This is a genomic window from Nonomuraea sp. NPDC001636 (assembly GCF_040298265.1).
Taxonomy (GTDB): Bacteria; Actinomycetota; Actinomycetes; order Streptosporangiales; family Streptosporangiaceae; genus Nonomuraea.
Map to the genome: position 1 here is coordinate 198,661 of NZ_JBEOZT010000004.1, position 24,845 is coordinate 223,505.

22 protein-coding genes are annotated in these 24,845 nt (G+C 72.0%); 12 read left to right on the top strand and 10 right to left on the bottom strand.

Translation table 11 applies throughout. The features are described 5' to 3' along the window. The first annotated feature begins 83 nt into the window (after positions 1 to 83). Together ABT158_RS10650 and ABT158_RS10655 are read left to right on the top strand one after the other, a co-directional pair. Entirely contained in the window at positions 84 to 992 is a 909-nt protein-coding gene (locus ABT158_RS10650; protein ID WP_352352517.1) for an ABC transporter ATP-binding protein, read from the top strand. Next, positions 989 to 2,578 carry an ABC transporter permease gene (locus ABT158_RS10655; protein ID WP_352352518.1) on the top strand — a complete coding sequence of 530 codons (1,590 nt, stop codon included), beginning with the start codon at positions 989 to 991 and terminating at the stop codon, positions 2,576 to 2,578. Before ABT158_RS10650 ends, ABT158_RS10655 begins: the two co-directional genes overlap by 4 nt. A 257-nt stretch (positions 2,579 to 2,835) precedes the next feature. Here ABT158_RS10655 and ABT158_RS10660 read toward each other — a convergent pair whose 3' ends face one another. Beyond that, on the bottom strand, positions 2,836 to 3,363 hold the full coding sequence (locus ABT158_RS10660) for a CGNR zinc finger domain-containing protein (protein WP_352323427.1): 528 nt from the start codon (positions 3,361 to 3,363) through the stop codon (positions 2,836 to 2,838). Positions 3,364 to 3,454: 91 nt separating this feature from the next. Here ABT158_RS10660 and ABT158_RS10665 point away from each other — a divergent pair, with 91 nt between their 5' ends. Beyond that, positions 3,455 to 4,372 (top strand): DMT family transporter, encoded by a 918-nt coding sequence (locus tag ABT158_RS10665; protein ID WP_352352519.1) that lies wholly within the window; start codon positions 3,455 to 3,457, stop codon positions 4,370 to 4,372. Here the strand turns inward: ABT158_RS10665 and ABT158_RS10670 are convergent. The 5 genes from ABT158_RS10670 to ABT158_RS10690 all read right to left on the bottom strand — a co-directional run bounded on the left by ABT158_RS10670 (position 4,312) and on the right by ABT158_RS10690 (position 7,668). Then, on the bottom strand, positions 4,312 to 4,701 hold the full coding sequence (locus ABT158_RS10670) for a Fur family transcriptional regulator (RefSeq protein ID WP_352323403.1): 390 nt from the start codon (positions 4,699 to 4,701) through the stop codon (positions 4,312 to 4,314). The two genes, ABT158_RS10665 and ABT158_RS10670, sit on opposite strands and share 61 nt — an antisense overlap. Then, the gene (locus ABT158_RS10675; protein ID WP_352352520.1) at positions 4,698 to 5,570 is read right to left on the bottom strand and encodes a metal ABC transporter permease; all 873 of its coding nucleotides are present in this window, start codon (positions 5,568 to 5,570) and stop codon (positions 4,698 to 4,700) included. Before ABT158_RS10675 ends, ABT158_RS10670 begins: the two co-directional genes overlap by 4 nt. Continuing rightward, the gene (locus tag ABT158_RS10680) at positions 5,567 to 6,346 is read right to left on the bottom strand and encodes a metal ABC transporter ATP-binding protein (RefSeq protein WP_352352521.1); all 780 of its coding nucleotides are present in this window, start codon (positions 6,344 to 6,346) and stop codon (positions 5,567 to 5,569) included. Before ABT158_RS10680 ends, ABT158_RS10675 begins: the two co-directional genes overlap by 4 nt. Beyond that, positions 6,343 to 7,248: a metal ABC transporter substrate-binding protein gene (locus ABT158_RS10685; protein ID WP_352352522.1), complete on the bottom strand. Its 906-nt coding sequence runs from the start codon at positions 7,246 to 7,248 to the stop codon at positions 6,343 to 6,345. Before ABT158_RS10685 ends, ABT158_RS10680 begins: the two co-directional genes overlap by 4 nt. 75 nt (positions 7,249 to 7,323) lie before the next feature. Next, complete coding sequence (locus tag ABT158_RS10690; protein WP_352352523.1) at positions 7,324 to 7,668, bottom strand: DUF6703 family protein; 345 nt, start codon at positions 7,666 to 7,668, stop codon at positions 7,324 to 7,326. Positions 7,669 to 7,725: 57 nt separating this feature from the next. Between ABT158_RS10690 and ABT158_RS10695 the strand changes: the two genes are divergently transcribed. Both ABT158_RS10695 and ABT158_RS10700 read left to right on the top strand, forming a co-directional pair. Further along, on the top strand, positions 7,726 to 8,013 hold the full coding sequence (locus ABT158_RS10695) for an antibiotic biosynthesis monooxygenase family protein (protein ID WP_352352524.1): 288 nt from the start codon (positions 7,726 to 7,728) through the stop codon (positions 8,011 to 8,013). 94 nt (positions 8,014 to 8,107) lie between these two features. Then, the gene (locus ABT158_RS10700; protein ID WP_352352525.1) at positions 8,108 to 9,493 is read left to right on the top strand and encodes a glycine--tRNA ligase; all 1,386 of its coding nucleotides are present in this window, start codon (positions 8,108 to 8,110) and stop codon (positions 9,491 to 9,493) included. 90 nt (positions 9,494 to 9,583) lie between these two features. On the opposite strand, the gene ABT158_RS10705 is transcribed toward ABT158_RS10700, so the two are convergent. Beyond that, positions 9,584 to 10,495 (bottom strand): dienelactone hydrolase family protein, encoded by a 912-nt coding sequence (locus ABT158_RS10705; protein WP_352352526.1) that lies wholly within the window; start codon positions 10,493 to 10,495, stop codon positions 9,584 to 9,586. A gap of 150 nt (positions 10,496 to 10,645) precedes the next feature. On the opposite strand from ABT158_RS10705, the gene ABT158_RS10710 reads away from it, so the two are divergent. Together ABT158_RS10710 and ABT158_RS10715 are read left to right on the top strand one after the other, a co-directional pair. Next, the gene (locus ABT158_RS10710) at positions 10,646 to 11,308 is read left to right on the top strand and encodes a response regulator transcription factor (RefSeq protein WP_352352527.1); all 663 of its coding nucleotides are present in this window, start codon (positions 10,646 to 10,648) and stop codon (positions 11,306 to 11,308) included. Next, a complete protein-coding gene (locus ABT158_RS10715; RefSeq protein WP_352352528.1) occupies positions 11,305 to 12,477 on the top strand; it encodes a HAMP domain-containing sensor histidine kinase in 1,173 nt (390 codons plus the stop codon). The genes ABT158_RS10710 and ABT158_RS10715 overlap by 4 nt, the downstream gene beginning before the upstream one ends. Before the next feature lie 100 nt (positions 12,478 to 12,577). On the opposite strand, the gene ABT158_RS10720 is transcribed toward ABT158_RS10715, so the two are convergent. Further along, positions 12,578 to 13,021 carry a hypothetical protein gene (locus tag ABT158_RS10720; RefSeq protein WP_352352529.1) on the bottom strand — a complete coding sequence of 148 codons (444 nt, stop codon included), beginning with the start codon at positions 13,019 to 13,021 and terminating at the stop codon, positions 12,578 to 12,580. 419 nt (positions 13,022 to 13,440) lie between these two features. Between ABT158_RS10720 and ppdK the strand changes: the two genes are divergently transcribed. Next, positions 13,441 to 16,077 carry a pyruvate, phosphate dikinase gene (ppdK, locus tag ABT158_RS10725; RefSeq protein ID WP_352352530.1) on the top strand — a complete coding sequence of 879 codons (2,637 nt, stop codon included), beginning with the start codon at positions 13,441 to 13,443 and terminating at the stop codon, positions 16,075 to 16,077. A gap of 285 nt (positions 16,078 to 16,362) precedes the next feature. Then, a complete protein-coding gene (locus ABT158_RS10730; RefSeq protein ID WP_352352531.1) occupies positions 16,363 to 16,833 on the top strand; it encodes a GNAT family N-acetyltransferase in 471 nt (156 codons plus the stop codon). Here ABT158_RS10730 and ABT158_RS10735 read toward each other — a convergent pair. Then, positions 16,830 to 18,320, bottom strand: coding sequence for a M48 family metalloprotease (locus ABT158_RS10735; RefSeq protein WP_352352532.1), 1,491 nt, complete (start codon positions 18,318 to 18,320; stop codon positions 16,830 to 16,832). The genes ABT158_RS10730 and ABT158_RS10735 overlap by 4 nt on opposite strands. Positions 18,321 to 18,400: 80 nt before the next feature. On the opposite strand from ABT158_RS10735, the gene ABT158_RS10740 reads away from it, so the two are divergent. Beyond that, the gene (locus ABT158_RS10740; protein WP_352352533.1) at positions 18,401 to 19,621 is read left to right on the top strand and encodes a deoxyguanosinetriphosphate triphosphohydrolase; all 1,221 of its coding nucleotides are present in this window, start codon (positions 18,401 to 18,403) and stop codon (positions 19,619 to 19,621) included. Positions 19,622 to 19,698: 77 nt separating this feature from the next. Further along, positions 19,699 to 20,862: an NAD(P)/FAD-dependent oxidoreductase gene (locus ABT158_RS10745; protein WP_352352534.1), complete on the top strand. Its 1,164-nt coding sequence runs from the start codon at positions 19,699 to 19,701 to the stop codon at positions 20,860 to 20,862. Here ABT158_RS10745 and ABT158_RS10750 read toward each other — a convergent pair. Beyond that, a complete protein-coding gene (locus ABT158_RS10750) occupies positions 20,825 to 21,742 on the bottom strand; it encodes a M23 family metallopeptidase (protein WP_352352535.1) in 918 nt (305 codons plus the stop codon). The two genes, ABT158_RS10745 and ABT158_RS10750, sit on opposite strands and share 38 nt — an antisense overlap. Positions 21,743 to 21,951: 209 nt before the next feature. On the opposite strand from ABT158_RS10750, the gene dnaG reads away from it, so the two are divergent. Next, entirely contained in the window at positions 21,952 to 24,750 is a 2,799-nt protein-coding gene (dnaG, locus tag ABT158_RS10755) for a DNA primase (RefSeq protein ID WP_352352536.1), read from the top strand. Positions 24,751 to 24,845: the final 95 nt, after the last annotated feature.

The window sequence follows — 24,845 nt, forward strand, 5'->3', positions numbered from 1 at the left end:
TGGACAGTGACTATACGCCGATATAGCGTCCTGCTCGTTCGGATAGTCAACTGTACGAGCGAACAGTCACGAGGCAGATCATCATGAGCGACGCCATCTCGGTGGCCGCACTCGTCAAGACGTACGGACGGACCAGGGCCCTCGACGGGCTCGACCTGAGCGTGCGCACCGGCGAGGTGCACGGCTTCCTGGGCCCCAACGGCGCGGGCAAGAGCACGACCTTCCGGATCCTGCTCGGCCTCGCGCGGGCCGAGGCGGGCAGCGTCCGACTGCTCGGCGGCGACCCCTGGCGCGAGGCCGCCGAGCTGCACCGCCGCCTGGCGTACGTGCCGGGCGACGTCACGCTGTGGCCCGACCTGTCCGGCGGCGAGGTGATCGACCTGCTGGGCCGGCTGCGCGGCGGCCTCGACCGCGGGCGCAAGGGGGAGCTGCTCGACCGGTTCGGCCTCGATCCGCGCACGAAGGGCCGGGCCTACTCCAAGGGCAACAGGCAGAAGGTCGCGCTGGTCGCGGCGCTCGCCTCCGACGCCGAGCTGCTGCTGCTCGACGAGCCGACCTCCGGGCTCGACCCGCTCATGGAGGAGACGTTCCGGGAGGTCGTCAGGGAGGAGCGGCGGCGCGGCGACCGTACCGTGCTGCTGTCCAGCCACGTCCTGTCGGAGGTCGAGGCGCTGTGCGACCGGGTCACGATCATCCGCGACGGCCGCGCGGTCGAGAGCGGCACCCTGGCGGCGCTGCGCCACCTGACCCGCACCACCGTGCACGCCGAGCTCGACCGGCCCGCCGAAGGGCTGGCCGGGCTCCCCGGTGTGCACGACCTGCGCGAGGAGGGCGGCCGGGTGCGCTTCGACGTGGACGCCGACGCGCTCGGCCCGGCGCTGCGCCGCCTGAGCGCGGCGGGCGTGCGCACCCTGGACAGCCGCCCGCCCACGCTGGAGGAGCTGTTCCTGCGCCACTACGCGGGCGGCCGGGCGGCGGGGGCCGTGCGATGAGCGGCACGTGGACGCTCGTCCGCCTGGCGCTGCGCCGCGAGCGCGCCGTCGCCCCCTGGTGGCTCCTGCTGCTGGTGGCCCTGAGCCTGGCCATGGTCGGCTACATCAACCGCAACATGGGCACCTACGAGCTGAAGCTGGCCTACACCGAGGTCGTCCGCCGTTACGCCTTCTTCCGTGCGCTGGGCGGCGGGGTCGTCGAGCCGCGCCTGGAGGTGCTGGCGACCTGGCGCAGCGGCGGCTTCCTCTACGTGATCAACGCGTTCGCCGCCCTGACGACCGTGATCAGGCACACCCGCGGGGAGGAGGACGCGGGCCGGACCGAGCTGGTCCGCGCGGGCGTGGTGAGCCGCCGGGCGCCGCTCGGCGCGGCCCTGCTGGTGGCCGGGGCGACCGGCCTGGCCGGCGGGGCGCTGACCGCCGCCGCCCTGCTCGCCGCCGGCCTGGAACCCGCCGGCACGCTCGCCTACGGCGCCGCCGTCGTGGCGGCGGGCTGGGTGTTCGCGGGCGTCGGCGCCGTCGCCGCGCAACTGGCGCGCGACGCCCGCACCGCCACGGTCATCGGCCTGTACGCCCTCGGCCTGGCCTACGTCCTGCGCTACGCCGCCGACGCGAGCGACCGGCCGTGGCTGAAGGCCCTGTCACCGCTCGGCTGGAGCCACCTGGTGGACGCCTACCGGGCCGACCGCTGGTGGCTGCTCGGCGTCTCCACACTGGCCGCCGGTGGGCTGTGCGCGCTGGCGTACGCGCTGCTCGGCCGCCGGGACCTGGGCTCGGGCCTGCTGCCGGAACGGCCAGGCAAGCAGGAGGCCCCCCGGCTGCGCGGCCCGGTCGCCCTGGCCTGGCGGCTGCACCGCGGCCTGCTGCTGAAGTGGGCGGCGGGGACGGCGGCGTTCGCGGCGGCGGGCGGCGCGATGGGCCCGCTGGCCAAGGACGTGCTGGCCCGTCCGAGCATCGTGGTCACCAACATCACGCACCTGCTCGGCGTGCCCGCGGCGGACGCCCTCGACGGTTACATGTGGTACTACCTGCTGATCCTGGCCTACGGCAGCGCGCTCTACCCGGTGCTCATGGTCGTGCGGCTGCGTTCGGAGGAGACCTCGGGCCGCGCCGCCCAGCTGCAGGCCACGCCGCTGACCCGGGTCCGCTGGGCGGCCGGGCACCTGGCGGTGGCCGCGCTCGGCACGGCCGCGCTGATGGCGCTCGCCGCCCTCGCCTTCAGCGCCGTGTACGCCGCGCTCCTCGGCGACTTCGCCGGCACCGCGCCGCGCTTCCTGGCCGCCGCCCTGAGCCAGGCCCCGGCGGCGTGGTGCGTCGGCGCGGTCTGTGTGGCGGCCTACGGGCTGCTGCCCCGGGCGAGCGTGCCGCTGTGCTGGGCGGCCTGGATCCTGACCGCCCTGCTCGGACAGGTCGTCGCGCCCTTCTACGGGGTGTGGGGCGGCACGCCGTTCGAGCCGTTCCACTACCTGCCGAACATCATGGCGGGGCGGGCGTTCGGCACGGTGCCGGAGCTGACGCTGCTCGCGCTGACGGCCGCGCTGACGGCCGGCGGGCTGCTCGCCCTGCGGCGGCGCGACGTCGGCTGAGGAGACGTGGCTTCCCGGCGGTATCCGGAATTCTGGCACGAGGGTCAGGCTGAGAGCCGGTGAAGGCGGGTACAACCCGTTCCCCCACGATGAAGGAGGGCCGATGATCCCAGGTTGCGGCTCGTGCAACTGTTCCGACGTCTTCGCCACCGCCAAGCCGCCGTGGTGGCAGACGTCCAGCGAAGCACCCTGAATCACCCGCACCTGCCGCCCGTCCCCCGATCGTCGCGGGGACGGGCGGCTCGCGTGCGGGACGGTCAGGCGCGGCGGCGGGCCCGGTAGGCGGCGACGTGCATGCGGTTGCCGCAGGTGCGGCTGTCGCAGTAGACCCGCGAGCGGTTGCGGGACTCGTCGACGAACACGCGGTCGCAGTCGGGGGCCGAGCAGGTGCGCAGGCGCTCCATCTCGCCCTCCACCAGCAGGTGCGCCAGCGCCACGCCGCAGTCGGCGGCCACGTGCTCGGCCAGGGAGGCGTCGGTGGCGAAGTAGTGCACGTGCAGCGGGTGGCCGTCGTGCTCGGTCAGCCTGGGCGTGATGCGCGTCTCGGCGAGCAACGCGTTGAGCGTGCGCACGGCGCTCGCCACGTCGGAGGCCGTGAACACCCGGTGGAACGCCTCGCGCACCATGCGCACCTGGCCGAGGTCGCGGGCGGTCAGCGCGCCGATGCCGCTGATCTGCCGGGACTCCACGAACGCCTGCAGCTCGGCCAGGCTGGCCAGACCGTCGTCGCCGCCGGTGGACGGCGAGGTGTTGACCAGGTCGACAACGGTCGCCAAAGAATGCACCATGTCATGGCCAAACGGCATGTTGACTCCTGTCGGGGCCGGTTCTAGCGTGGTCGCAGCGTATCTCTCCCATGGGGCTCCGGGGGTTTCCGTGAGTGCATATCGGCGTATCGTCCTGATCGCGATCGCCGGAGCACTGATCATCTCCACCTCGGCGCCCCTGGTGCGGCTGTCCGGGGTGTCGCCCGCGACGTCGGCGTTGTTCCGCTGCGCGTACGCGGTGCCGCCCATGCTGCTGCTCGCCTGGCTCGAACGGCGGAAGCTGGGGCCCCTGCCCTGGCGGAACGCGCTGCCGGCCTGGGCGGCGGGCGTGCTGTTCTCGCTCGACCTGCTGTTCTGGCACCAGTCGATCAAGCTGGTCGGCGCGGGCCTGGCGACCGTGCTGGGCAACCTGCAGGTGTTCATCGTGGCCTTCGCCGCCTGGGGCCTCTTCCGCGAGCGCCCGTCCAACCGGCTCATGGCGAGCACGCCGATCGTCTTCGGCGGGGTCGTGCTGATCTCCGGGGTGTTCGACGGCGCGGCGTACGGGCTCGACCCCGTCATGGGCGCCGTCACCGGGCTGGCGACGTCCGTCGTGTACGCCGCCTACCTGCTGCTCATGAAGGCCGGGCCGGGCCGGACGGCGGGCCCCCTGGCGCACGCGACCGTCGTGGCCACCGTGCTGATCGCCGCGCTCAGCCCGCTGTTCGGCGGCGCCGACCTGGCGCCGGAATGGCCGGCGCACGGGTGGCTGCTGCTGCTCGCGCTGGGGCCGCAGGTGGCCGGTTGGCTGCTGATCACGTACTCGCTGCCCAGGCAGCCCGCGGCGCTCACGGCGCTGCTGCTGCTCGTGCAGCCGATGACCACGGTCGCCATCTCCACGCTCACGCTGGGGGAGCGGCCCTCCGCGCTGCAGCTCGCCGGATGCGCCGCCGTCGTGCTCGGCGTGCTGTACGGCTCCCGCGGACCTCAGCCCACGCGGGCCGGCGCCGAGCAGGACGAGCAGGTGCCGAAGACCTCGACCGTGTGAGTGATCTCGGTGAAGCCGTGGTCGCTGCCGACCGCCTCCGCCCAGCGCTCGACGGCCGGCCCGGCCACCTCGACCGTGTGCCCGCAACGACGGCAGACCAGGTGGTGGTGATGGTCGTCGCTGGCGCACGCCCGGTAGACCGACTCGCCCTCGTCGGTGCGCAGCACGTCGACCTGGCCGCAGTCGGCCAGCGCCTGCAGCGCCCGGTAGACGGTGGTCAACCCGATCTTGGCGCCGTGCAGGCGCATCTCCGCGTAGACGTCCTGGGCGCTGCGGAACCCCTCGCTGCGGCGAAGGGTGTCGTGCACGGCATCGCGCCTCGTCGTCATGCGACCTCCTCGACACGGACATGTGGTCGCCGGCTCACTGGGGACTCCTGGATACGGCCTCGCCGTACGAATTTACCGACAGCCAGGGCCAGGACGAAGCCGGCGAGGGCGAGAAGCACGATCGCCGCGCCCGGAGGCACCCGCGACGACATCGTCGAGGCCAGCAGACCGCCCACCGAGGCGAGCACGCCGAACAGCATCGCCAGGCCCATCGTGGCCCGAAAGCCCCTGGTGAGCTGCTGGCTCGTGGCCACCGGGATCACCATCAGGGCGCTGACCAGCAGCAGGCCGACCACGCGCATGGCGATGACCACGGTGAGCGCGGCGGTGACCGCGATCAGCAGGCTGAGGAAGCGCACCGGCAGGCCGCTGGCCTTGGCCATCTCCTCGTCCTGGCAGAGCACGAACAGCTCCCTGCCGAAGACGACGACCACGCCGATCACCGCCACGGCCAGCCCGCCGATGATCCAGATGTCCTCCCGCGTGACGCTGGCGATGGCGCCGAACAGGTAGGAGTTCAGCTTGGCGTTGCTGCCGCCGGGGGCGATGCCCATGAGCATGACGCCGCCCGCGATGCCGCCGTAGAACAGCAGGGCGAGCGCGACGTCGCCGCTGGTCCGGCCGCGGGCCCTGACCAGCTCGATCGCCACCGCGCCCAGCACCGAGACGACCACGGCCGTCAGCACCGGCGCGGTGCCGGTCAGGAAGCCCAGCGCCACGCCGGTCAGCGCGACGTGCCCGATGCCGTCGCCGAGCAGCGACAGCCTGCGCTGCACGATGAACGTGCCCACCGCGGGCGCGCACAGCCCCACCAGCAGCGCGGCGATCAGCGCGAGCTGGAAGAGGTTCTCCTGCAGAAGGTCGATCATCGCGGTTCTCCCTGCCAGCCGGTCAGCGGGCCGGCGGCCGGCTCCTCGGCGTGCGGATGCTGGTGCTCGTGTCCGGGCCTGGCGCACTCGCCCTCGGGCCGCGGCGGCTCGCCGTCGTGCGCGACGCGGCCCTCGCGGACCACGACGCCGCGGGTGATCAGCGGCTCCAGCGGGCCCAGCTCGTGGGCGACCAGGACGATCGTCTTGCCGTCGCGGACCAGGCCGCCCAGCGTGTCGGCCAGGAGCTGCTGCGTCTCGGCGTCGACGCCCGCCGTGGGCTCGTCCATCACGTACGTGTCGGGCTCCCCGGCCAGGGCGCGGGCGATGAGCACGCGCTGCTGCTGGCCGCCCGAGAGCGACTGCACGGGGTCGCCGGCCCGGCCGGTCAGGTCGACCGCGTCCAAGGCGTGCGCGACCGCCGCCCGGTCGGCCGCGCTGGTCCTGCGCAGCCGGCTCTGCCTGGCGACGCGGCCCGAGGCCACGACCTCGCGGACCGTGGCGGGCACGCCGCCGCCGACCTGGAGGCGCTGGGGCACGTAGCCGATGCGCCACCAGTCGCGGAAGCGGGCGGGCGGGCGGCCGTACAGGAGGGTCTGGCCGCCGGACAGCGGGGTGAGGCCGAGCAGCGCGCGGACCAGGGTGGACTTGCCCGAGCCGTTGGCCCCCAGGAGGGCCACCACCTCGCCGGGGCGGACGGTCAGGTCGACGCCGCGCAGGATCTGGCGGCCGTCGAAGCTGACCCGGCCGCCGGTCATCGCGAAGGCCGTCTCGCTCATGCCGCGCACCCCAGAGCCGTCCGGAGGGTCTTGAGGTTGTCGCGCATGGCCGTCAGGTAGTCGCCGGCGGGCTTGCTCTCCAGCGGGTCGAGCACGGCCGTCTTCGCACCCACCTCGCCGGCCAGCACCTCGGCCACCTTCGGGCTCACCAGGGACTCGGTGAAGATCGTGGTGGCGCCCTCGGCCCTGGCCAGCGCGGCCACCTCCGACAGGCGCTTGGGCGACGGCTCGGTCTCGGGGTCGAGCGTGATGCCCACCTGCTTGAGCTTGTAGCGGTCGGCCAGGTAGCCGAACGCCTCGTGCGCGGTGACCAGGGTCTTGCCGGCGCAGCCGGCCAGGCCCTTGGCGAACTCCTGGTCGAGGCCGCCCAGCACGCCCGCCGCGGTGGCGGCGCGGTCCTTGTACGCCTGCGCGTGGGCGGGGTCGGCGGCGGCCAGGCGCCCGCCCAGCTTCCCGGCGACCGTGGCCAGCCGGGACGGGTCGAGCCAGATGTGCGGGTCGTAGGAGACGCCGTGCTCCTCGGCGTGCCCCTCCTCACCGGCGTGCCCGCCCGCCGGGATCGTGGTGACGACGGCGGCGGCGTCGAAGGCGGTGTCGGCGGAGACGGCGTCGTCGACGGCCGGCTGCACGCCCTTGACGTAGACCGTGAGCGCGGCGTCCTGGAGCTTGGTCATCTGCTGGATGCCGAGCTCCAGGTCGTGCGGCTCGACGCCGGGCGCGGTCAGGACGGTCACGTCGGCGTCGGGCCCGGCCACCTGCTCCGTGAGCCACTGGAGCGGGTAGAAGGCGGCGATCACCGCGGGCCTGCCGCCCGCGGCGGTCTCGGTGCTCTCCGCGGCCCCGGCGCCACAGGCGGACGTGGCCAGCAGGGCTGCTCCGGCGAGGAAGGTTACGGCGCGCATTGGGGGCGTACGGGACATCACGCCCTCAAGTATGGAGAAAATGAAAATGATTGTCAAAATCTCCGGCGGGCCGGACTAGAACGCCCCAAACCGGTCAGCGGCCAGGAGCGCCAGGAAGACCAGCATCACGACCCGCAGCAGCCGCCCGCCGATGCCCAGCGACGGCCACGACAGGTACGCCAGCCACCCGACGAACGCCAGCACCACCAGCGCCGCCACGCCGCCCAGCCAGTTGGCCAGCGCGAAGGCGGCCAGCAGCAGGATCACCAGCACGGCGGGGGCCACCCACCTGGGCACCTGCGTGAACAGAAACGTCATCGGGACCGCGCTGCGCCGCTCGACGGCCTTGCGCGCGCCGCCCGCGCCCGGCGTGAAGAACTGCTCGCCCCGGGGCAGCGGGCGCTTGTTTTTGGAGGCCACGTCGAGAGCCTATGGGAGTTCGCGTGACAGCAGGGTGCGCACCTCTAGGCTGGGCTGGTGCTCGCCGTGATCCGATACACCGTGCCAGAGTCCCAGTCCCAGGACTTCCTCAAGCAGGGCCACGCCATCCTCGACACCTTCGCCGCCCAGCCGGGTTTCCACCGCGGGCGGCTGGCCCGTTCGGTCGACGAGCCCAACCTGTGGGCGCTGGTCAGCGAATGGGAGGGCGCGGGGTTCTACCGCAGGGCGCTGTCGGCCTCCAGGATGGTCATGTACCCGTTGATGATCCTCATGGTCAACGAACCCAGCGCGTACGAGGACGTGTACACGCAAGAGGGTGCGTAGCGATACTCGCGCGCGGGACCGGGTGAGCGTCCCCTAAGCTGGGATCTCACCGAATTCACTCGCCGACCTCCAGCCGGAAAGAGACGCAACCAAAATGGCACGACGCACCGACGTCATGGACACCATCGTCAGCCTCGCCAAGCGCCGCGGGCTCGTTTACCCGTCGAGCGAGATCTACGGCGGACTTCGCGCGTCGTGGGACTACGGTCCTCTGGGTGTCGAGCTGAAGAACAACGTCAAGCGGCAGTGGTGGCTGTCGATGGTCCAGTCGCGCGACGACGTGGTGGGCCTCGACTCCTGCGTCATCCTGGCCCCCGAGGTCTGGCGGGCCAGCGGCCACGTCGAGACCTTCACCGACCCGCTGACCGAGTGCCAGTCGTGCCACAAGCGCTTCCGCGCCGACCACCTCGTCGAGGCGTACGAGGAGAAGAACGGCAAGGAGCCCGAGAACGGCCTGGCCGACATCACCTGCCCCAACTGCGGCAACAAGGGCACCTTCACCGAGCCCCGGCAGTTCAGCGGCCTGCTCAAGACCTTCCTCGGCCCGGTGGAGGACGAGTCCGGCCTGGCCTGGCTGCGTCCGGAGACCGCCCAGGGCATCTTCATCAACTACCTCAACGTGCAGCAGTCGGCGCGCAAGAAGGTCCCGTTCGGCATCGGCCAGGTCGGCAAGTCCTTCCGCAACGAGATCACCCCGGGCAACTTCATCTTCCGCACCCGCGAGTTCGAGCAGATGGAGATGGAGTTCTTCGTCAAGCCCGGCACCGACGAGGAGTGGCACCAGTACTGGATCGACGAGCGTTTCCGCTGGTACTCCGACCTGGGCATCAACAAGGACAACCTGCGCCTCTACGAGCACCCGAAGGAGAAGCTGTCCCACTACGCCAAGCGCACCGTCGACGTCGAGTACCGCTTCAACTTCCAGGGCTCGGAGTGGGGCGAGCTCGAAGGCATCGCCAACCGCACCGACTTCGACCTCACCGCCCACTCCAAGGCCTCGGGCGTCGACCTGAGCTTCTTCGAGCAGGACACCGGTGAGCGTTACGTCCCCTACGTCATCGAGCCGGCCGCCGGCGTCGACCGGGCCACGCTGACCTTCCTGCTCGACGCCTACACCGAGGACGAGGCGCCCAACGCCAAGGGCGTCCTGGAGAAGCGCACGGTGCTGCGGCTCGACCACCGGCTCGCGCCGGTCAAGGCCGCGGTGCTGCCGCTGTCGCGCAACGCCGACCTGTCGCCGAAGGCCCGCGACCTAGCCGCGCAGCTGCGCAGGCGGTGGAACGTCGAGTTCGACGACGCGGGCGCGATCGGCCGCCGCTACCGCCGCCAGGACGAGATCGGCACCCCGTTCTGCATCACCGTCGACTTCGACACCCTCGAAGACCACGCCGTGACGATCCGCGAGCGCGACAGCATGGCCCAGGAGCGCATCGCCATCGACCAGGTCGACTCCTACCTGCGCCAGCGTCTCAACGACTGACCGCGGCTTCACCTCGCCAGCGCCGCCCCGGCTCTCCGCCGCGGGCGGCGCTCGCGTTTTCCAGCCAGACCGCAGGACAAACCGGGTCGGTCAGGATAGGTGGCGGCCGAACCAGGTCAGCACGTAGTCGTAGGCCTGCGAGGCGGCCCGCTCGTCGTAGCGGGCGCCCGTGTCGTTGAAGAAGGCGTGGCCGACGCCGGGGACGGTCACCAGCTCGTGCGTGAGCCCCGCCTTCGTCAGCGCCGCCTCGGCCGCGTCCCTGGTGGCGTTGACGCGGTCGTCCTGCTCGGCGTAGATCGCCAGCACGGACGCCTTGGCCCCGCTCAGGTCGGCGTCGTCGGGCAGCGGGCCGTAGAAGGGCGCCGCGGCGGCCAGCCGGGTCTCCCCGGCCGACAGCAGCAGCCACGTCATCCCGCCGCCGAAGCAGAACCCGATCATGCCCAGCCCGGCGCCCTCGGCCCGCTGCTCCAGCTCGCCGACGGCCGCCTTCATGTCGGCCACGAACCGCTCCTGGGGGATCTCGCCCAGTCTGGCCGTGACCTGGGCGGTGTCAGCGAACGCGGCCGTGCCGCCGTCCCGGGAGAGCAGGTCGGGCGCCAGGGCCGAGTAGCCGCTCGCGGCCAGCCGGCCGGTGACCGAGCGGATGTGGTCGGTCAACCCGCGGTTCTCGTGCATGACCAGCACCGCGCCCTTGGGGACGGCGGCGGGGGCCCAGGCGGCCCGCAGGGTGGTGCCGTCCGGGCCGGGGAACGTGATCTCCTGCGTGGGCAGCGGGGCCGGGCCCGCGGGGGAGGCCGCGCCGGACGGCGCGGCGGCGGGCGGCGTCGACGTGCTCGCCGGGTCGGTGTCCGGGGTGGCGCCGCAGGCGGCGAGGAGAGCAGTGGCGGCGGGGAGGGTGAGCCCGAGGAGGCCCAGGCGGCGCAGGGCCTCGCGCCGCGAGATCAGGCCCTCTACGTGGTCGAGTGCCACTTCTTCTGCCAAATATCGCTGGAAGGGCGTCATGGTGGAAAGATCTAATGGCGAGCACCGAAAAATCGTGTAAAGGCGATAGTTATGTGGTCTTTCGCTGGCGTTTGGTGAGGTGGTGCGGAAGCCGGGAACGCCGCTCCGGCCCCATGGCGTGACCCCTCATCCGGAACTATGGTCAAGATCATGCGACTGCTGGTGGTCGAGGACGAGGAAGACCTGGTCGACGCGTTACGGGTGGGTCTGGTCCGGGCGGGCTACGCGGTGGACGTGGCCTACGACGCGCCGTCGGCGCACGAGAAGCTGGAGGTCAACACCTACGACCTGGTCCTGCTCGACCTGAACCTGCCCGGCGGCGACGGCTTCGAGCTCTGCCGTTCGGTACGGGCCGCCGGCCGCGGGGTGCGGATCATCATGGTCACCGCCCGCGACCGCCTCGACGACCGGGTGCGCGGCCTCGACGAGGGCGCCGACGACTACCTGGTCAAGCCGTTCGCCTTCCCCGAGCTGCTGGCCAGGGTGCGGGCGCTGCTGCGCAGGGACACCGGCGGCACCGCCGTCCTCCAGGTGGGCGGGCTGCGCATCGACACCGCCCGCATGGAGGTCTCCCTCGACGGCCGCTCCCTGGCCCTGACCCCCAAGGAGTACGGCGTGCTGCACTACCTGATGACCCGTCCCGGCCATGTGGTCTCCACCGAGGAGCTGCTCGAACACGTCTGGGACGAGCACGCCGACCCGTTCACCAACACCGTCCGGGTCACCGTCGGCAACCTGCGCCGCAAGCTCCAGGAGGACGGCCTCATCGAGACGGTGATCGGCCGCGGCTACCGGCTCAGGGAGCCGGCGTGATCCACACCATCCGCTTCCGGCTCACCGTGCTCTACTCGGGGCTGCTGTTCGTGCTGGCCGCGCTGGTGCTGGGCGGCATCTACGTCGCGGTCTCCAAGACCACCGAGGAACGCCCGTACTCGACCGAGTACGCCAAGGCGTACCGCGGCAACCAGTACGTGGGCAAGCAGGAGGTCGTCTTCATCGAGGAGGTCGAGAACGAGGTCAACATCAGGACGCTGGCCACGCTGCGCGACTACTCGCTGGCCACCCTGGCCGGGCTCTACCTGGCGTCCCTGGGCATCGGCTGGGTGTTGTCGGGACGGGTGCTGCGTCCGGTGCGGTCGATCACCCGGACGACGGAGGAGATCCAGGCGACCGACCTGACGCGGCGGATCAGGCTGGGCGGCTCGCGCGACGAGCTCAAGGACCTGGCCGACACCATCGACACCATGCTCGACCGGCTGGAGGAGGCGTTCAGCGCCCAGCGCCGGCTGATCGACGACGCCTCGCACGAACTGCGCAGCCCCCTGACGATCATCCGGGCCAACGTGGACGCCGTGCTCGCCTCGCCCGACGCCAGCGAGGCGGAGCGGGCCAGGGCCGTGCAGATCGTGGACCGGGCGACCACCCGCATGACCAGGCTCGTGGAGGACCTGCTGGCCAGCGCCCGGCGGCAGGCGACCGCGTTCGCCGACACCGACCTCGACCTGGGCAGGGTGGCGCGGGAGGCGTGCGAGGAGTACGCGGCGCCGGCCGCCGCCCGCGGCCTGACGATCACCCGGCGGCTGGACCGGAACCTGGAGATGACCGGCGACCAGGACGCGCTGCGCCGGGCCGTGGCCAACCTGCTGTCCAACGCCGTGCGCCTGACCCCGCCGGGCGGCATCGTCCGGGTGGAGGCCGGCCGGTCGGGCGGCTGGTTGTGGGTCGCGGTCAGGGACGACGGCCCCGGCCTCGGCGTGGCCGAGCAGGAGCGGGTCTTCGACCGGTTCTGGCGCGGCGAGGCCAGCCGGCGCGACCGGCACACGGGCCTGGGCCTGGCGATCGTCCGGCAGATCGTGGAGTCGCACGGGGGACGGGTGGCGGTGTTCTCCAGGCTCGGCCAGGGGGCCACGTTCGTGTTGTGGCTGCCGCCGCGCGACGGCGCGCCGGGCCCGGCGCCCGAGACCAACCCCATCCCCGCCTGACCGTCCCGCCTGACCGCCCGGCCCCGCTTGACGCCCCGCCTGATCGCCCGCCCGCGCCTGATCGCCTCGCGGGGCCCGCGCCGGCGCGGGCCTGTGCGTCCTACTCCACCACGCGCCCGACGAGCTGCCCGTCCCGCGCCACCGCCACGCAGTAGGCCGTGCGGTGGCGCGGCCACTCCTCCTCCAGCGGCGGTAACGCGGTCACCTCGACCTCGCCCCGCCTGCCCGGCGCGATCCGCAGCCGCGGCGCGCAGAATTCCGTGGCCTGCCGCCTGGCCTGCTCGGCGCCCGGCCACGCCCCCTCCGGCACGACGTAGATCATGCCGAACTCGGCCGCGTGCGGGTTGCCGCACGGCACGAGCGTCGCGATCAGGTCGTCGGGGATGGACACGAGGCAGTCGCCCGGCCGGAGCTGGGTCGCGTGCCGCTGTTCCGCTCCCGGCACCGTCGACCCCCCGGAGGGCTCGGGCGTTCCCGAGCCGCAGGCGGACAGCGCCAGGACCAGGCAGGCGGCCATCAGACCTCGGGGCGTCGTGCGGGGCATGCGAGCAGAGTGTCATGCCTCGATCACGTCCATATCGCGGAACGACCCGAGCTGGGTCACGTTGAGCGATCACGACGGCCGCCGGCCGGTCGCGGGGGCCTGAGGTCCAGGTAGATCACCGTGTCCGCGGGGGCTTGGCCGATCCCGCGACGAAGCCTGCACGACGCTTGGGCTTGGCGCGGGCGGCCATGGGCGTCTCCTGGCGGGACCGGATCCGATTCCCCACCTCTCGCTCCTCTTTCTCAAGAATTGGTGTAAACCAATTGGTATAAACCAATTTATCGGGCAGCGGTCCTATAATTGGATTAGACCTGTCACGGGCCGTTGACCTGCAAAAACGATGACTTAACCGAGGAGTGCAGTTTCATCATCAATTTCGCCGGTAGAGTCCGGGACAGAAGCGTTGGATTGGAGCTGTGGTGGCCAAGTACGTTTACGACTTCACCGAGGGCAACAGGAATCTCAAGGATCTTCTCGGTGGAAAGGGCGCGAATCTCGCCGAGATGACGAATCTCGGGCTGCCCGTACCCCCCGGATTCACGATCACCACTGAAGCCTGCCGTCACTACCTGACGGAAGGCGCTCTTCCCGACGGCCTGGAGCGCGAGGTCGCCGAGCACCTGGACGCCCTGGAGGCCCAGATGGGCCGCCGGCTCGGTCAGGCCGACGACCCGCTCCTGGTCAGCGTACGGTCGGGCGCGAAGTTCTCCATGCCGGGCATGATGGAGACGGTCCTCAACATCGGGCTCAACGACGAGTCGGTGCACGGCCTGGCCAAGCAGGCGGGCGGCAACGACCGCTTTGCCTGGGACTCCTACCGCCGGTTGATCCAGATGTTCGGCAAGACGGTGCTCGGCCTCGATGGCGACCTGTTCGAGCACGCGCTCGACGAGCTGAAGGGCCGCCGCCAGGACACCGACCTCGACGCGGCCGAGCTGCAGGGTCTGGTCGAGACCTACAAGGGCATCGTCAGGGAGCAGACCGGCAAGGACTTCCCCGCCGACCCTCGCGAGCAGATGCGGCTGGCCGTCATGGCGGTCTTCGACTCCTGGAACGCCCCGCGCGCCGTCCTCTACCGCCGCCAGGAGCGCATCCCGGCCGACCTCGGCACCGCCGTCAACATCGTGGCCATGGTCTTCGGCAACGTCGGCAACGACTCCGGCACCGGCGTCGCCTTCACCCGCGACCCCGGCTCCGGCCAGCAGGGCATCTACGGCGACTACCTGCAGAACGCCCAGGGCGAGGACGTCGTCGCCGGCATCCGCAACACCATCCCCCTCCAGGAACTCGAACGCCTCGACAAGCGCTCCTACGACGAGCTGCTGCAGATCATGGAGACGCTGGAGAACCACTACAAGGACCTGTGCGACATCGAGTTCACGATCGAGCGCGGCAAGTTGTGGATGCTCCAGACGCGGGTCGGCAAGCGCACCGCCGCGGCTGCCTTCTGCATCGCCACCCAGCTCGTCGACCAGGGCCTGATCACCCTCGACGAGGCCGTCACCCGCGTCACCGGCGACCAGCTCGCCCAGCTCATGTTCCCCCGCTTCGACGGCGGCGCCGAGAAGAAGAAGATCGCCAAGGGCATGAACGCCTCGCCGGGCGCGGCCGTGGGCAAGGTCGTCTTCTCCTCCGAGCGCGCCGTCGAGCTGGCCGGACGGGGTGAGGACGTCATCCTCGTCCGCCGCGAGACCAACCCCGATGACCTGGCCGGCATGATCGCCGCCAAGGGCATCCTGACCAGCCGCGGCGGCAAGACCTCGCACGCCGCCGTGGTCGCCCGCGGCATGGGCAAGACGTGCGTGTGCGGCGCCGAGGAGCTGGAGGTCTCCACCGGCGAGCGCAGGTTCACCGCCCCCGGCGGCGAGGTCGTCGCCGAGGGGGACGTCATCTCCATCGACGGCACCACCGGCGAGGTCTACCTCGGCGAGGTCCCGGTCGTGGACTCGGCCGTCGTCGAGTACTTCGAGGGCGCGCAGCCGGACGACGACCTGGTCAGGGCCGTGGACCGGATCATGGGCCACGCCGACTCCGTGCGCCGGCTCCGGGTCCGCGCCAACGCCGACACCCCCGAGGACGCCGCGCGGGCCCGCCGCTTCGGCGCCCAGGGCATCGGCCTGTGCCGCACCGAGCACATGTTCCTCGGCGAGCGCCGCCAGCTCGTCGAGGACCTCGTCCTGGCCGACGGCGACCAGGAGCGGCAGGCCGCGCTCGACGCCCTCGAACCCCTGCAGAAGGCCGACTTCATCGGCATCTTCAAGGCCATGGGCGGCGACCCGGTGACCATCCGGCTCATCGACCCGCCCCTGCACGAGTTCCTGCCCGACCTGGTGGACCTGTCGGTCAAGGTCGCCACCTCGCCCGACGTGACCGACAAGGACCGCAGGCTGCTGGCCGCCGTCAAGAGGCTGCACGAGCAGAACCCGATGCTGGGCCTGCGCGGCGTGCGGCTCGGCCTGGTGATCCCCGGGCTGTTCGCCATGCAGGTGCGGGCGATCGCCCAGGCCGCGGCCGAGGTCCCGGGTGCGCGTCCGGAGATCATGATCCCGCTGGTGGCGTCGGTCCAGGAGCTGGAGTCGGTACGCGAGGAGGCGACCAGGATCCTCGCCGAGACCGGCGTCGAGGCGCTGATCGGCACCATGATCGAGGTGCCGAGGGCGGCGCTGACCGCGGGCCAGATCGCCGAGGCCGCCGAGTTCTTCTCCTTCGGCACGAACGACCTGACCCAGATGACCTGGGGCTTCAGCCGCGACGACGTGGAGGCCGCCTTCTTCTCGCGCTACCTGGAGCTCGGCATCTTCGGCGTCAGCCCGTTCGAGACCCTGGACCGCGACGGCGTCGGACGGCTGGTCAGGATCGCCGTCGAGGAGGGCCGCGCGGCCCGCCCCGACCTGCACGTCGGCATCTGCGGCGAGCACGGCGGCGACCCCGACTCGGTGCACTTCTGCCACGAGGTCGGCCTCGACTACGTCTCCTGCTCCCCGTTCCGCATCCCGGTGGCCCGGCTGGAGGCCGGTCGCGCGGCCCTGACCGACACCGACTCCGACACCCGCTGACGAGCGCGGCGGCCGGGCCTCCGGGTCCCGGCCGCCCCTACCCGCGGCGCCGGTTGGCCAGCGCCACGGCGGTGAACACCACGATCCCGATCAGGAGGAAGAAGAGCACGAAACCGATGATGATCTCCGGGACGCCTAAGTTCACGGGGGTTCCCTCCCTGCCGGCGCCCCTGGAGGAGCGCTCCTTGCGACGGATCGTAGGAGCGCCCGGTTGAAGATCTGTTGATTTCCTGTCCATGAACCCCGGAGATCACGCGAAAAGCGGCTTTTGGGATACTTTCCGGCATGAAAGATCTCCTGGAATGGGAGCTGCGGCCCGCCGGGCCGGACGAGGTGGAGGCCATCGCGGAGCTGCGGGCCACGGTGATGCGCCCCGACCTGGAACGGCTGGGCCGCTTCGACGAGCACCGGGTACGGCAGCGCTTCCGCGACTCCTTCGCCCCCGGGCACACCTCCGTCATCCTGGCCGGCGGCGCCTTCGCCGGCTGCGTCACCCTGCGCCCCGCCGAGGACGGGCGCTGGCTGGAGCACTTCTACCTCGCCCCCGCCGTCCAGGGACGCGGGCTCGGCTCGGCCGTGCTGCGGGCGCTGCTGGACCGCGCCGACGCCGAGCGGGCGACCGTGCGCCTGGTCGTCCTGCGGGGGAGCGCCGCCCAGCGGCTCTACGCGCGGCACGGCTTCACCGTCGAGGGCGAGGACCAGGTGGACGTCCTCATGGTCCGCCGGCCGGCCGCCGGGCCGCCCGCGACCGGCTAACGGGGCAGGGGCTCCTCGGCCGGCACGTAGTCGTGGCGCATCCCGTGGTCGCCCAGCCACTGCCGCAGCCCGGCCACGGCCTCCGGATCACCGGCGACCCGGGCCGCGTACTCGGCCAGGGCCACCTCCTCGCCGTCGTCGTACAGCAGCCGGGCGGGGCCCGACCAGGACAGCGTCCACCTGGCCTCGCCGAGCTGGATCAGCACCGCCTCCAGCGCCTGCCCCAGCACCCCGGCGAGCAGCGTCTCCGACGGCTTCCAGCCCAGCTCGCGCAGCCGTTCGGCCAGCTCGGCCTGGCGGCCCCTGGCGATCGCCTCGAAGGCCGCGTCGAGGTAGGGGCGCGCCGCCCCCATCACCCGCTGTCCGGCCACCGCCAGGTCGTGCAGGGCCTCGGCGTTGCGCCCGGCGTACATGCCCTGGGCCACCAGCTCGTCCCACGGCACCGGGCGCAGCCCGGCCAGCGCCTCCGGTGTCCACATCGAGCGCTCGACCGCCTCGGCCGCGATGTCGGGGTCGCGCAGCAGCGTCAGCGCCGGACGCGGGTCGGGGACGTGCTCGGGCTCGGGCAGCACCGCGATGGCGGCCAGCCGGTCGGCCAGGCTGGGATGGGAGTCGTACGGCGAGACCTCCTCGGGCCGCTCGCCCAGCCGGGCGATCTCGGCCCGCCGGACGGGGTCGTTCATCAGCGCGTGGAAGCCGCCGAACACCGAGGCGGGCCGGGCGCCGCCCACGCCGGTCAGCGCGAGGTAGTCGCCGGCGTACAGGTCCCAGCCCAGGGAGGTGTCGTGGATCTTGCGGAGCGCGCCCGACATGGCCTGGCGCCCGCCGATCGCCACCGCGAACGCGTCGGCCTCCAGCTCCTGGCGGCGCGACACGGCCTGCGAAACCCGCAGGTAGAGCTTGGCGTACCAGGCGAAGAGCCGTTGAATGAGCGGATGGTTGCCCAGCCCCTGCACGGTCGCGATCAGGGAGACCCGCCCCCGGTAGACGGGCGCGCCGAGCCGCGTGTGCGCCCCGCTGTAGTGGCCCAGCTCGTGCCCCAGCACGGCGCGCAGCTCGTCGACGGTGAGCGTCTGGAGCAGCGGCAGCCCGATGTACATCCGCCGCCGCGTGGCGCGCAGCCCCAGGAACCGGGTGTCCTCCGAGACCGCCGCGTTCACCTCGGGGACGAGCCGGATCTCGTCGGGCGGCGCGGTGCGCACCCGCCGGGCCAGGTCCTCCACCGCCTGCCAGAGCGCGGGCTCGTGCTCGCGCCCCACCGGCACGCCCGGCAGGTCGCCCCCCTGGTTCCTGCCGACCATGAACAGCGCCCGCACCAGCGCGCCCGCCGCCAGCGTGAGCACGATCGCGACCTTCAGCGCCGCGATGTGGAAGTCCACCAGCAGCAGGACGTCGAAGAACACGGCGGCCACCAGGATGACGCCGACCAGCACGTAGAAGCCGGCGAGCAGACTGAAGGCCAGCACCGCTCGGAACGCTGTCGTCATGGGGGAGGGCTCCCGGGGAAGGGGTTCTCGCGAGGCTCGACACTAGCGGAGACAGGAAACTGGATAAAATCACTGCACCAATGTCGTACTACGACGAGCACGACCAGGAACGATGGGTCCCGGAACCACCCGGCAACCCCGGCCGCGGTGCGTTCGAACGCGACCGCGCCCGCGTGCTGCACAGCGCCGCGCTGCGCAGGCTGGCGGCCAAGACCCAGGTCGTGGGCCCCGGCGAGACGCTCGGCGGCGGCCAGCACATCCCGCGCACCCGGCTGACCCACTCGCTCGAATGCGCCCAGGTCGGCAGGGAGATGGGCGCCACGCTCGGCGTCGACCCCGACCTGGTCGAGACCGCCTGCCTGGCCCACGACCTCGGCCATCCGCCGTTCGGGCACAACGGCGAGGTCGCGCTCAACGCGCTGGCCACCTCGTGCGGCGGCTTCGAGGGCAACGCCCAGAGCCTGCGCCTGCTCACCAGGCTGGAGGCCAAGGTCCTGACCGACGACGGCCGCAGCGCCGGCCTCAACCTCACCAGGGCCGCACTCGACGCCTCCGTCAAATACCCCTGGACGTGCGAGAAGTCCCCGAAGTTCGGCGTCTACCACGACGACCTGCCGGTCTTCGAGTGGATCAGGGACGGCGCCCCGGAGGGCCGCGTGAGCTTCGAGGCCCAGATCATGGACTGGGCCGACGACGTCGCCTACTCCGTCCACGACCTGGAGGACGCGCTCCACTCCGGCCACGTCACCCCCGAGGCGCTCCAGTCGCCCGTGGAGCGCGGCGCGGTGGCCCGCGTCACCCGCGCCTGGTACGCGCCCGGCGCCGACCTCAACGAGCTGGAGGAGGTCTTCGCCAAGCTGATCGCCGACCCGCTGTGGCCGCGCCGCTTCGAGGCCACCCTCGCCGACCTGGCCGGCCTCAAGGCGCTCACCAGCGGCCTGATCGGCCGGTTCTGCCGCTCGGCCCAGACCGCCACCAAGGAGGTCCACGGCGCCCGCCACCGCGCCGACCTCGTCGTGCCGCGCGCCACGCTGCTGGAGTGCGCCCTGCTCAAGGGCGTCACCGCCCACTACGTGATGACCACCGAGGGCCACCACGCCAACCAGGCCAGGCAGCGCGAGCTGATCACCGAGCTGGCCTCGCTGATCACGCTCGGCGCCCCCGCCACCCTCGAACCCGCCTTCCGTCCCGCCTTCCTGGACGCCCCCGACGACCCCGCCCGGGTGCGCGTCGTGATCGACCAGATCGCCTCGCTCACCGACACCTCGGCCGTGGCCTGGCACCGGCGGCTGTCGAAGTGACGGCAGGCCGCCGGGGCCGCTGAAACCGCCCCCACAAGCGGCTTTGCGGACCTGCCTCGTCGGCGGATACTGCGCGCATGGCTACATATGTCATCGTCGGCGCGGGCCTTGCGGGAGCCAAGGCAGCGCAGACGTTGCGCGAGGAGGGCTTCGCCGGCGAGGTGGTGCTCGCCGGCGCGGAGAGCGAACGCCCGTACGAACGGCCGCCTCTGTCCAAGGAGTACCTGCGGGGCGGCGGCGAGCGGGAGAAGATCTACGTCCACGCCCCCGGCTGGTACGCCGACAACGACGTGGAGCTGCGGCTCGGCCTGCCCGTCACCCGCATCGAGCCCCGCAACCACGTCGTCAGGTTCGCCAACGGGTCCCGGCGGGCCTACGACAAGCTGCTGATCGCGACCGGCGCGACGCCGAGACGCCTGCCCGGCCCCGCCTACTACCTGCGTACCGTCGAGGACTGCGAGGCGCTCAGGCGGCGCTTCGCCGAGGGCGGCAGCGTCATCGTGGTCGGGGCGTCCTGGATCGGGCTGGAGAGCGCGGCGGCGGCCCGCGCGGCGGGCTGCCCGGTCACCGTCGTCGAGCCCGAGCCCACCGCGCTCCACCGGGCGCTCGGCCCCGAGCTGGGCGCGGTGTTCGCCCGCCTGCACGCCCGCAACGGCGTGGACCTGCGCTTCGGCACCGCCGTCGCCGAGGTCACCGGCACCGGCGTGCGGCTCAGCACGGGGGAGCGGCTGACGGCCGACCTCGTGGTGGCCGGCATCGGCGTCGCGCCCGAGGTGGAGCTGGCCCGCGACGCGGGCCTGGAGGTCCGGCACGGCATCCGCACCGACGCCTCCCTGCGCACCTCGCACCCCGACGTGTACGCCGCCGGCGACGCCGCCGAGCCCTTCCACCCCCTGTACGGCCGGCACGTCCGCGTCGAGCACCGCTCGGGCGCGCTCAAGGGCGGTCCGGCCGCCGCCCGCGCCATGCTCGGCCAGGACGTCGTCCACGACGACATCCCCTACCTCTACACCGACCAGTACGACCTGAGCATGGAGTTCACCGGCGACACCGACGGCCACGACGAGATCGTCTGCCGGGGGGCGCCGGAGGACCTGCGGTTCGTCGCCTTCTGGCTGCGCGAGGGCCGGGTGGTCGCCGGCATGAGCGTCAACACCCGGGACGCCGTGCCGGAGATCCAGGAGCTGATCAGGTCGGGCGTCGTCATTGACCGAAAGGAGTTGACGACGGGTCCGCCGTGATCGGGTTGTCGTCCTTCGGCTCGGCGGTCTTGCGCGGCTTCCTGGGCTGCTTGGTGGCCTGCGGCACCTTCTTCGACGTGCACTGGACCGCGCAGCGCGGCGTCTCGCCGAGTTTGCCGCGCAGCGCCAGCGTCTCCTTGCGGGGGGAGAGCGTGCGGTTGCCGGAGCGCCAGGCGTCCAGGTAGTCCCACGGCTCGACCATGCCCCGGCGCACCCACCAGTAGGCCGGGCCGGTCTTCCAGGAGATCGCGAAGTAGAGGTTGGAGCCGGCGTCGCGGGCGTTGCCCGACCTGCCCACCCGGCCGAGCAGCTGCCCCGCCTTGACCCGCACGCCGGGCCGCACGCCGTCGGCGACGGAGTCGAGGTGGCCGCCGAGGTAGCGCACGCCGTCGTCGCCGATGATCGTGACGAACCGGCCCTCGCGGTCGGCGCCCTTGTCGGTGGAGGGCGCCCACCGGTTCTTGACGTTGACCTCGTCCACGACGCCGTCCACCGGCGCGACGAACGAGCAGCCCTGCGGGGCCCAGATCGTCGTCTTGGGCAGCACCAGCAGGCTGCGCTGGTAGGTCGTGCCGCAGCCCTTGACCGGGAACGTGTAGGTGAACTTCGACAGCTTGGGCGGCGGCACCTTGACCGGGTCGTCCCCCTTGGGCGGCCGCTCGGCCTGCTGCTCGCCGTCCTGGCCGGACGGGCCGGGCGAGGGGATGGTGGCGGTGACCGCCGGGGTGACGGTGGGCGTGCCCGTGGCCGTGCTCGTGGGCGGGGCCGTGGAGGGCGACTGGGCGCTGACGCCTGCCACCCCGGTCGCCTGGGCGCAGGCGCCGGTGAGCAGCACGGCGCCGGCGACAACCGCCCACCGTACGATATGCCCGGAATGCATAGTCTTCCTCACCCGTGTCACCGTTTCCACCGACAACCCTCACCTTTGTAGCCGACCACGGGACTCCGCATCACCAGTTTCCCGCTTTAGCAACCCAGAGGTGACGCGCGTCTTCCCCGGCCGTCGACAGCCCGTGCCACGCCGTTCACCGGCCGCGGCACACCCCGCGCGGGGCGGAACCGTCGGTCGGGCGGAATAGACTCACCGGCGTGGCTGGCCGGATCCGTGATGTCGACATCGCGCTCGTACGCGAGCGTTCCCCCATCGCCGACGTGATCGGCGAGCACATCCAGTTGCGCAACGCCGGAGGGGGCAACCTCAAGGGCCTGTGCCCCTTCCACGACGAGAAGAGCCCGTCCTTCAACGTCACCCCCGAGCGCGGAATGTACTTCTGCCTCGCCGCGGAGACGCGGGTCATGACGTGGGAGGGCGTGCGCCCCATCGCCGAGCTCGCCGGCGGCGTCCATCGGGTGCTGGCCGCCGACGGCACCTGGGTCGACGCGCCGTTCAGGTCGTTCGGCGTGCAATCGCTGATGAAGATCGTGGTGACCCGCAACGGGCAGCGCAAGGAGATCTTCGCGACCCCCGAGCATCGCTGGTTCGTACGATCCGGGCGGCGCCGCGACAAACGCGCCGAGGTCATCACCAAAGACCTGAAGCAGGGGCACCGCCTGGCCTCGGTGTTCCCCGGGTCGCGCATCAAGCGCACCACCCCGTCCCCGTTCGGCGTGGCCCACGGCATCACCTTCGGCGACGGCACCCGCGCGGGCTCCGGCAGCAGGGCCACGCTCGACAGCGTCAAGGACGCCCAGCTGCTCAAGTGGTTCCCGCTCAGCTTCGTGACGGAGGGCCGGGGCGGGAAGTCGGGCAGGAGGCAGCTCCTGGTCCACCACCTGCCCCGGTTCTTCAAGGAGCTGCCCGCGCTCGACGAGTCCGTCTCCTATCTCTACGGCTGGCTCGCGGGCTACCTCGCCGCCGACGGGCACGTCGCCAAAGACGGCACGATCATGCTCAACTGCGCCGACCGGGAGACGCTGGAATACGTCCGGACGGTCTGCACCAGGCTCGGCATAGGCACGTACGGCGTCACGGAGCAGGTCCGTGTGGGCTTCCCCGGCCGCGAGCCGAGTTCGATCTTCCGCGTCCACTTCGTCAACGACGATCTGACCGAAGACTTCTTCCTCATCGACGAGCATCGGCTGCGGTTCTCCGGCGCCTCCAAGGCGTTCGCGCGGCGCGGCTGGGTGGTCCAGTCGGTCGAGGAGACCGACCGGGTCGAGGAGGTCTTCTGCGCCACGGTCGAGCACGGGCACGCCTTCGTCCTGGAGGACAACCTCCTCACCGGCAACTGCTTCGGTTGCGGGGAAGGCGGCGACGTGATCACGTTCGTCGAGAAGATCGAGCATCTGCCGTTCGGTGAGGCGGTCGAGCGGCTGGCCCAGCGGGCCGGCATCCAGCTCCAGTACGAGCAGGGCGGCTACGTCCCCAAGCGCGACCACGGCGAGCGGGCCCGGCTGATCGAGGCCCACCGGGTGGCCGCCGAGTTCTACGCAGAGAAGTTGTTCGGGCCCGACGCGGCCCCGGGGCGGCGGTTCCTGTCCGAGCGCGGGTTCGAGCGCGCCGACGCCGAGATGTTCGGCGTCGGCTACGCGCCGGCCGAGTGGGAGGCGCTGGCGCGCCACCTGATGGGGCGTGGGTTCACCGCCGACGAGCTGGTCAAGGGCGGCCTGGCCAAGGAGGGCAGGCGGGGGCCGATCGACCGGTTCAGGGGGCGGCTGATCTGGCCGATCAGGGACGCCACGGGCGACGTGATCGGATTCGGCGCACGCAAGTTGCTCGATTCCGACGATGGTCCGAAATATCTGAATACGCCTGACTCGCCGCTTTACAAGAAGAGCCAGGTCCTTTATGGCATCGATCTCGCCAAACGAGAGATCAGCAAGCGCGCCCAGGCGGTGATCGTCGAGGGATACACCGACGTGATGGCCTGCCATCTGGCCGGCGTTCCGACCGCGGTGGCCACCTGCGGCACGTCGTTCGGCGAGGAGCACATCAAGATCCTGCGCCGGTTCCTGCTCGACCAGGCCGAGTTCCGCGGCGAGGTCATCTTCACCTTCGACGGCGACGCGGCCGGCCAGAAGGCGGCGCTGCGGGCCTTCGCCGACGAGCAGAAGTTCGTCACGCAGACCTACGTCGCGGTGCAGAGCGACGGCCTCGACCCGTGCGACCTGCGGATCAAGCAGGGCGACGCGGCGGTGCGCGACCTCATCGCGAGCCGCGAGCCGCTGTTCCAGTTCGCCATCAGGAGCACCATCTCCCGCTACGACCTGCGCAGCAACGAGGGCAAGATCGCCGCCCTCGACGCGGCGGCGCCCATCGTGGCCGGGATCAAGGACGTCGGCCTGCGCAAGCGCTACGCCATCGACCTCGACCGCTGGCTCGGGTTCATGGACGAGCGCTTCGTCATGCAGCGCATCGGCGAGGTGGCCAACACCCAGCAGGGCCGCCCCCAGCGCGCCCCCAAGGCGGCCCCCGTCGATCCGAGCGTGCGGGTGGAGGGCGAGCTGCTCAAGCTGGCCGTCCAGCGGCCGGCGCTGCTCGGGCCGCGCTTCGACGCCCTCGACCCGCAGGCGTTCACCGCCCCCGACCACGTCGCGCTGCACAAGGTCGTCCAGGCCGCCGGCGGCGCCGGCTCGGCCGGTCACGGCGGCCGCGAGTGGGTCGACCGGCTGCTGGAGCACGCCCACGACGAGGGCACCAGGGCGCTGGTGACGCGGTTCGCGGTGGAGCCCGTCCAGGCCGACGCGCACGCCGAGGAGCGTTACGCGGGGGCCATGCTGGCGGCCATCGAGGCGATCGCCGTCGACCGGGCCATCGCCCAGGCCAAGTCCCGCATGCAGCGCCTCAACCCGGTGGAGGAGCAGCAGGAGTACAACAAGCTGTTCGGCGAGCTGGTGGCGCTGGAGCAGCAGCGCCGGGTGCTGCGCGATCGCGCCGCGGGAAGCTGACCGCCGGGGCGTTTTGATAACAGTTCGGCAGCGGGGACAGGCGGTGAACCGGGAGGCGTACGGGGAATCCCGGCCGGTCCACGCTGCCGTAATGG

Excerpts from the sequence above, each read along its gene's own strand:
- ABT158_RS10730 (WP_352352531.1), top strand. The coding sequence starts at position 16,363 with ATGAAAGATCTCCTGGAATGGGAGCTGCGGCCCGCCGGGCCGGACGAG.
- ABT158_RS10700 (WP_352352525.1), top strand. The coding sequence starts at position 8,108 with ATGGCACGACGCACCGACGTCATGGACACCATCGTCAGCCTCGCCAAG.
- ABT158_RS10705 (WP_352352526.1), bottom strand. The coding sequence starts at position 10,495 with ATGACGCCCTTCCAGCGATATTTGGCAGAAGAAGTGGCACTCGACCAC.
- ABT158_RS10750 (WP_352352535.1), bottom strand. The coding sequence starts at position 21,742 with ATGCATTCCGGGCATATCGTACGGTGGGCGGTTGTCGCCGGCGCCGTG.
- ABT158_RS10720 (WP_352352529.1), bottom strand. The coding sequence starts at position 13,021 with ATGCCCCGCACGACGCCCCGAGGTCTGATGGCCGCCTGCCTGGTCCTG.
- ABT158_RS10680 (WP_352352521.1), bottom strand. The coding sequence starts at position 6,346 with ATGAGCGAGACGGCCTTCGCGATGACCGGCGGCCGGGTCAGCTTCGAC.
- ABT158_RS10710 (WP_352352527.1), top strand. The coding sequence starts at position 10,646 with ATGCGACTGCTGGTGGTCGAGGACGAGGAAGACCTGGTCGACGCGTTA.
- ABT158_RS10745 (WP_352352534.1), top strand. The coding sequence starts at position 19,699 with ATGGCTACATATGTCATCGTCGGCGCGGGCCTTGCGGGAGCCAAGGCA.
- ABT158_RS10675 (WP_352352520.1), bottom strand. The coding sequence starts at position 5,570 with ATGATCGACCTTCTGCAGGAGAACCTCTTCCAGCTCGCGCTGATCGCC.
- ABT158_RS10685 (WP_352352522.1), bottom strand. The coding sequence starts at position 7,248 with ATGCGCGCCGTAACCTTCCTCGCCGGAGCAGCCCTGCTGGCCACGTCC.
- ABT158_RS10735 (WP_352352532.1), bottom strand. The coding sequence starts at position 18,320 with ATGACGACAGCGTTCCGAGCGGTGCTGGCCTTCAGTCTGCTCGCCGGC.
- ABT158_RS10655 (WP_352352518.1), top strand. The coding sequence starts at position 989 with ATGAGCGGCACGTGGACGCTCGTCCGCCTGGCGCTGCGCCGCGAGCGC.
- ABT158_RS10740 (WP_352352533.1), top strand. The coding sequence starts at position 18,401 with ATGTCGTACTACGACGAGCACGACCAGGAACGATGGGTCCCGGAACCA.
- ABT158_RS10650 (WP_352352517.1), top strand. The coding sequence starts at position 84 with ATGAGCGACGCCATCTCGGTGGCCGCACTCGTCAAGACGTACGGACGG.
- ABT158_RS10670 (WP_352323403.1), bottom strand. The coding sequence starts at position 4,701 with ATGACGACGAGGCGCGATGCCGTGCACGACACCCTTCGCCGCAGCGAG.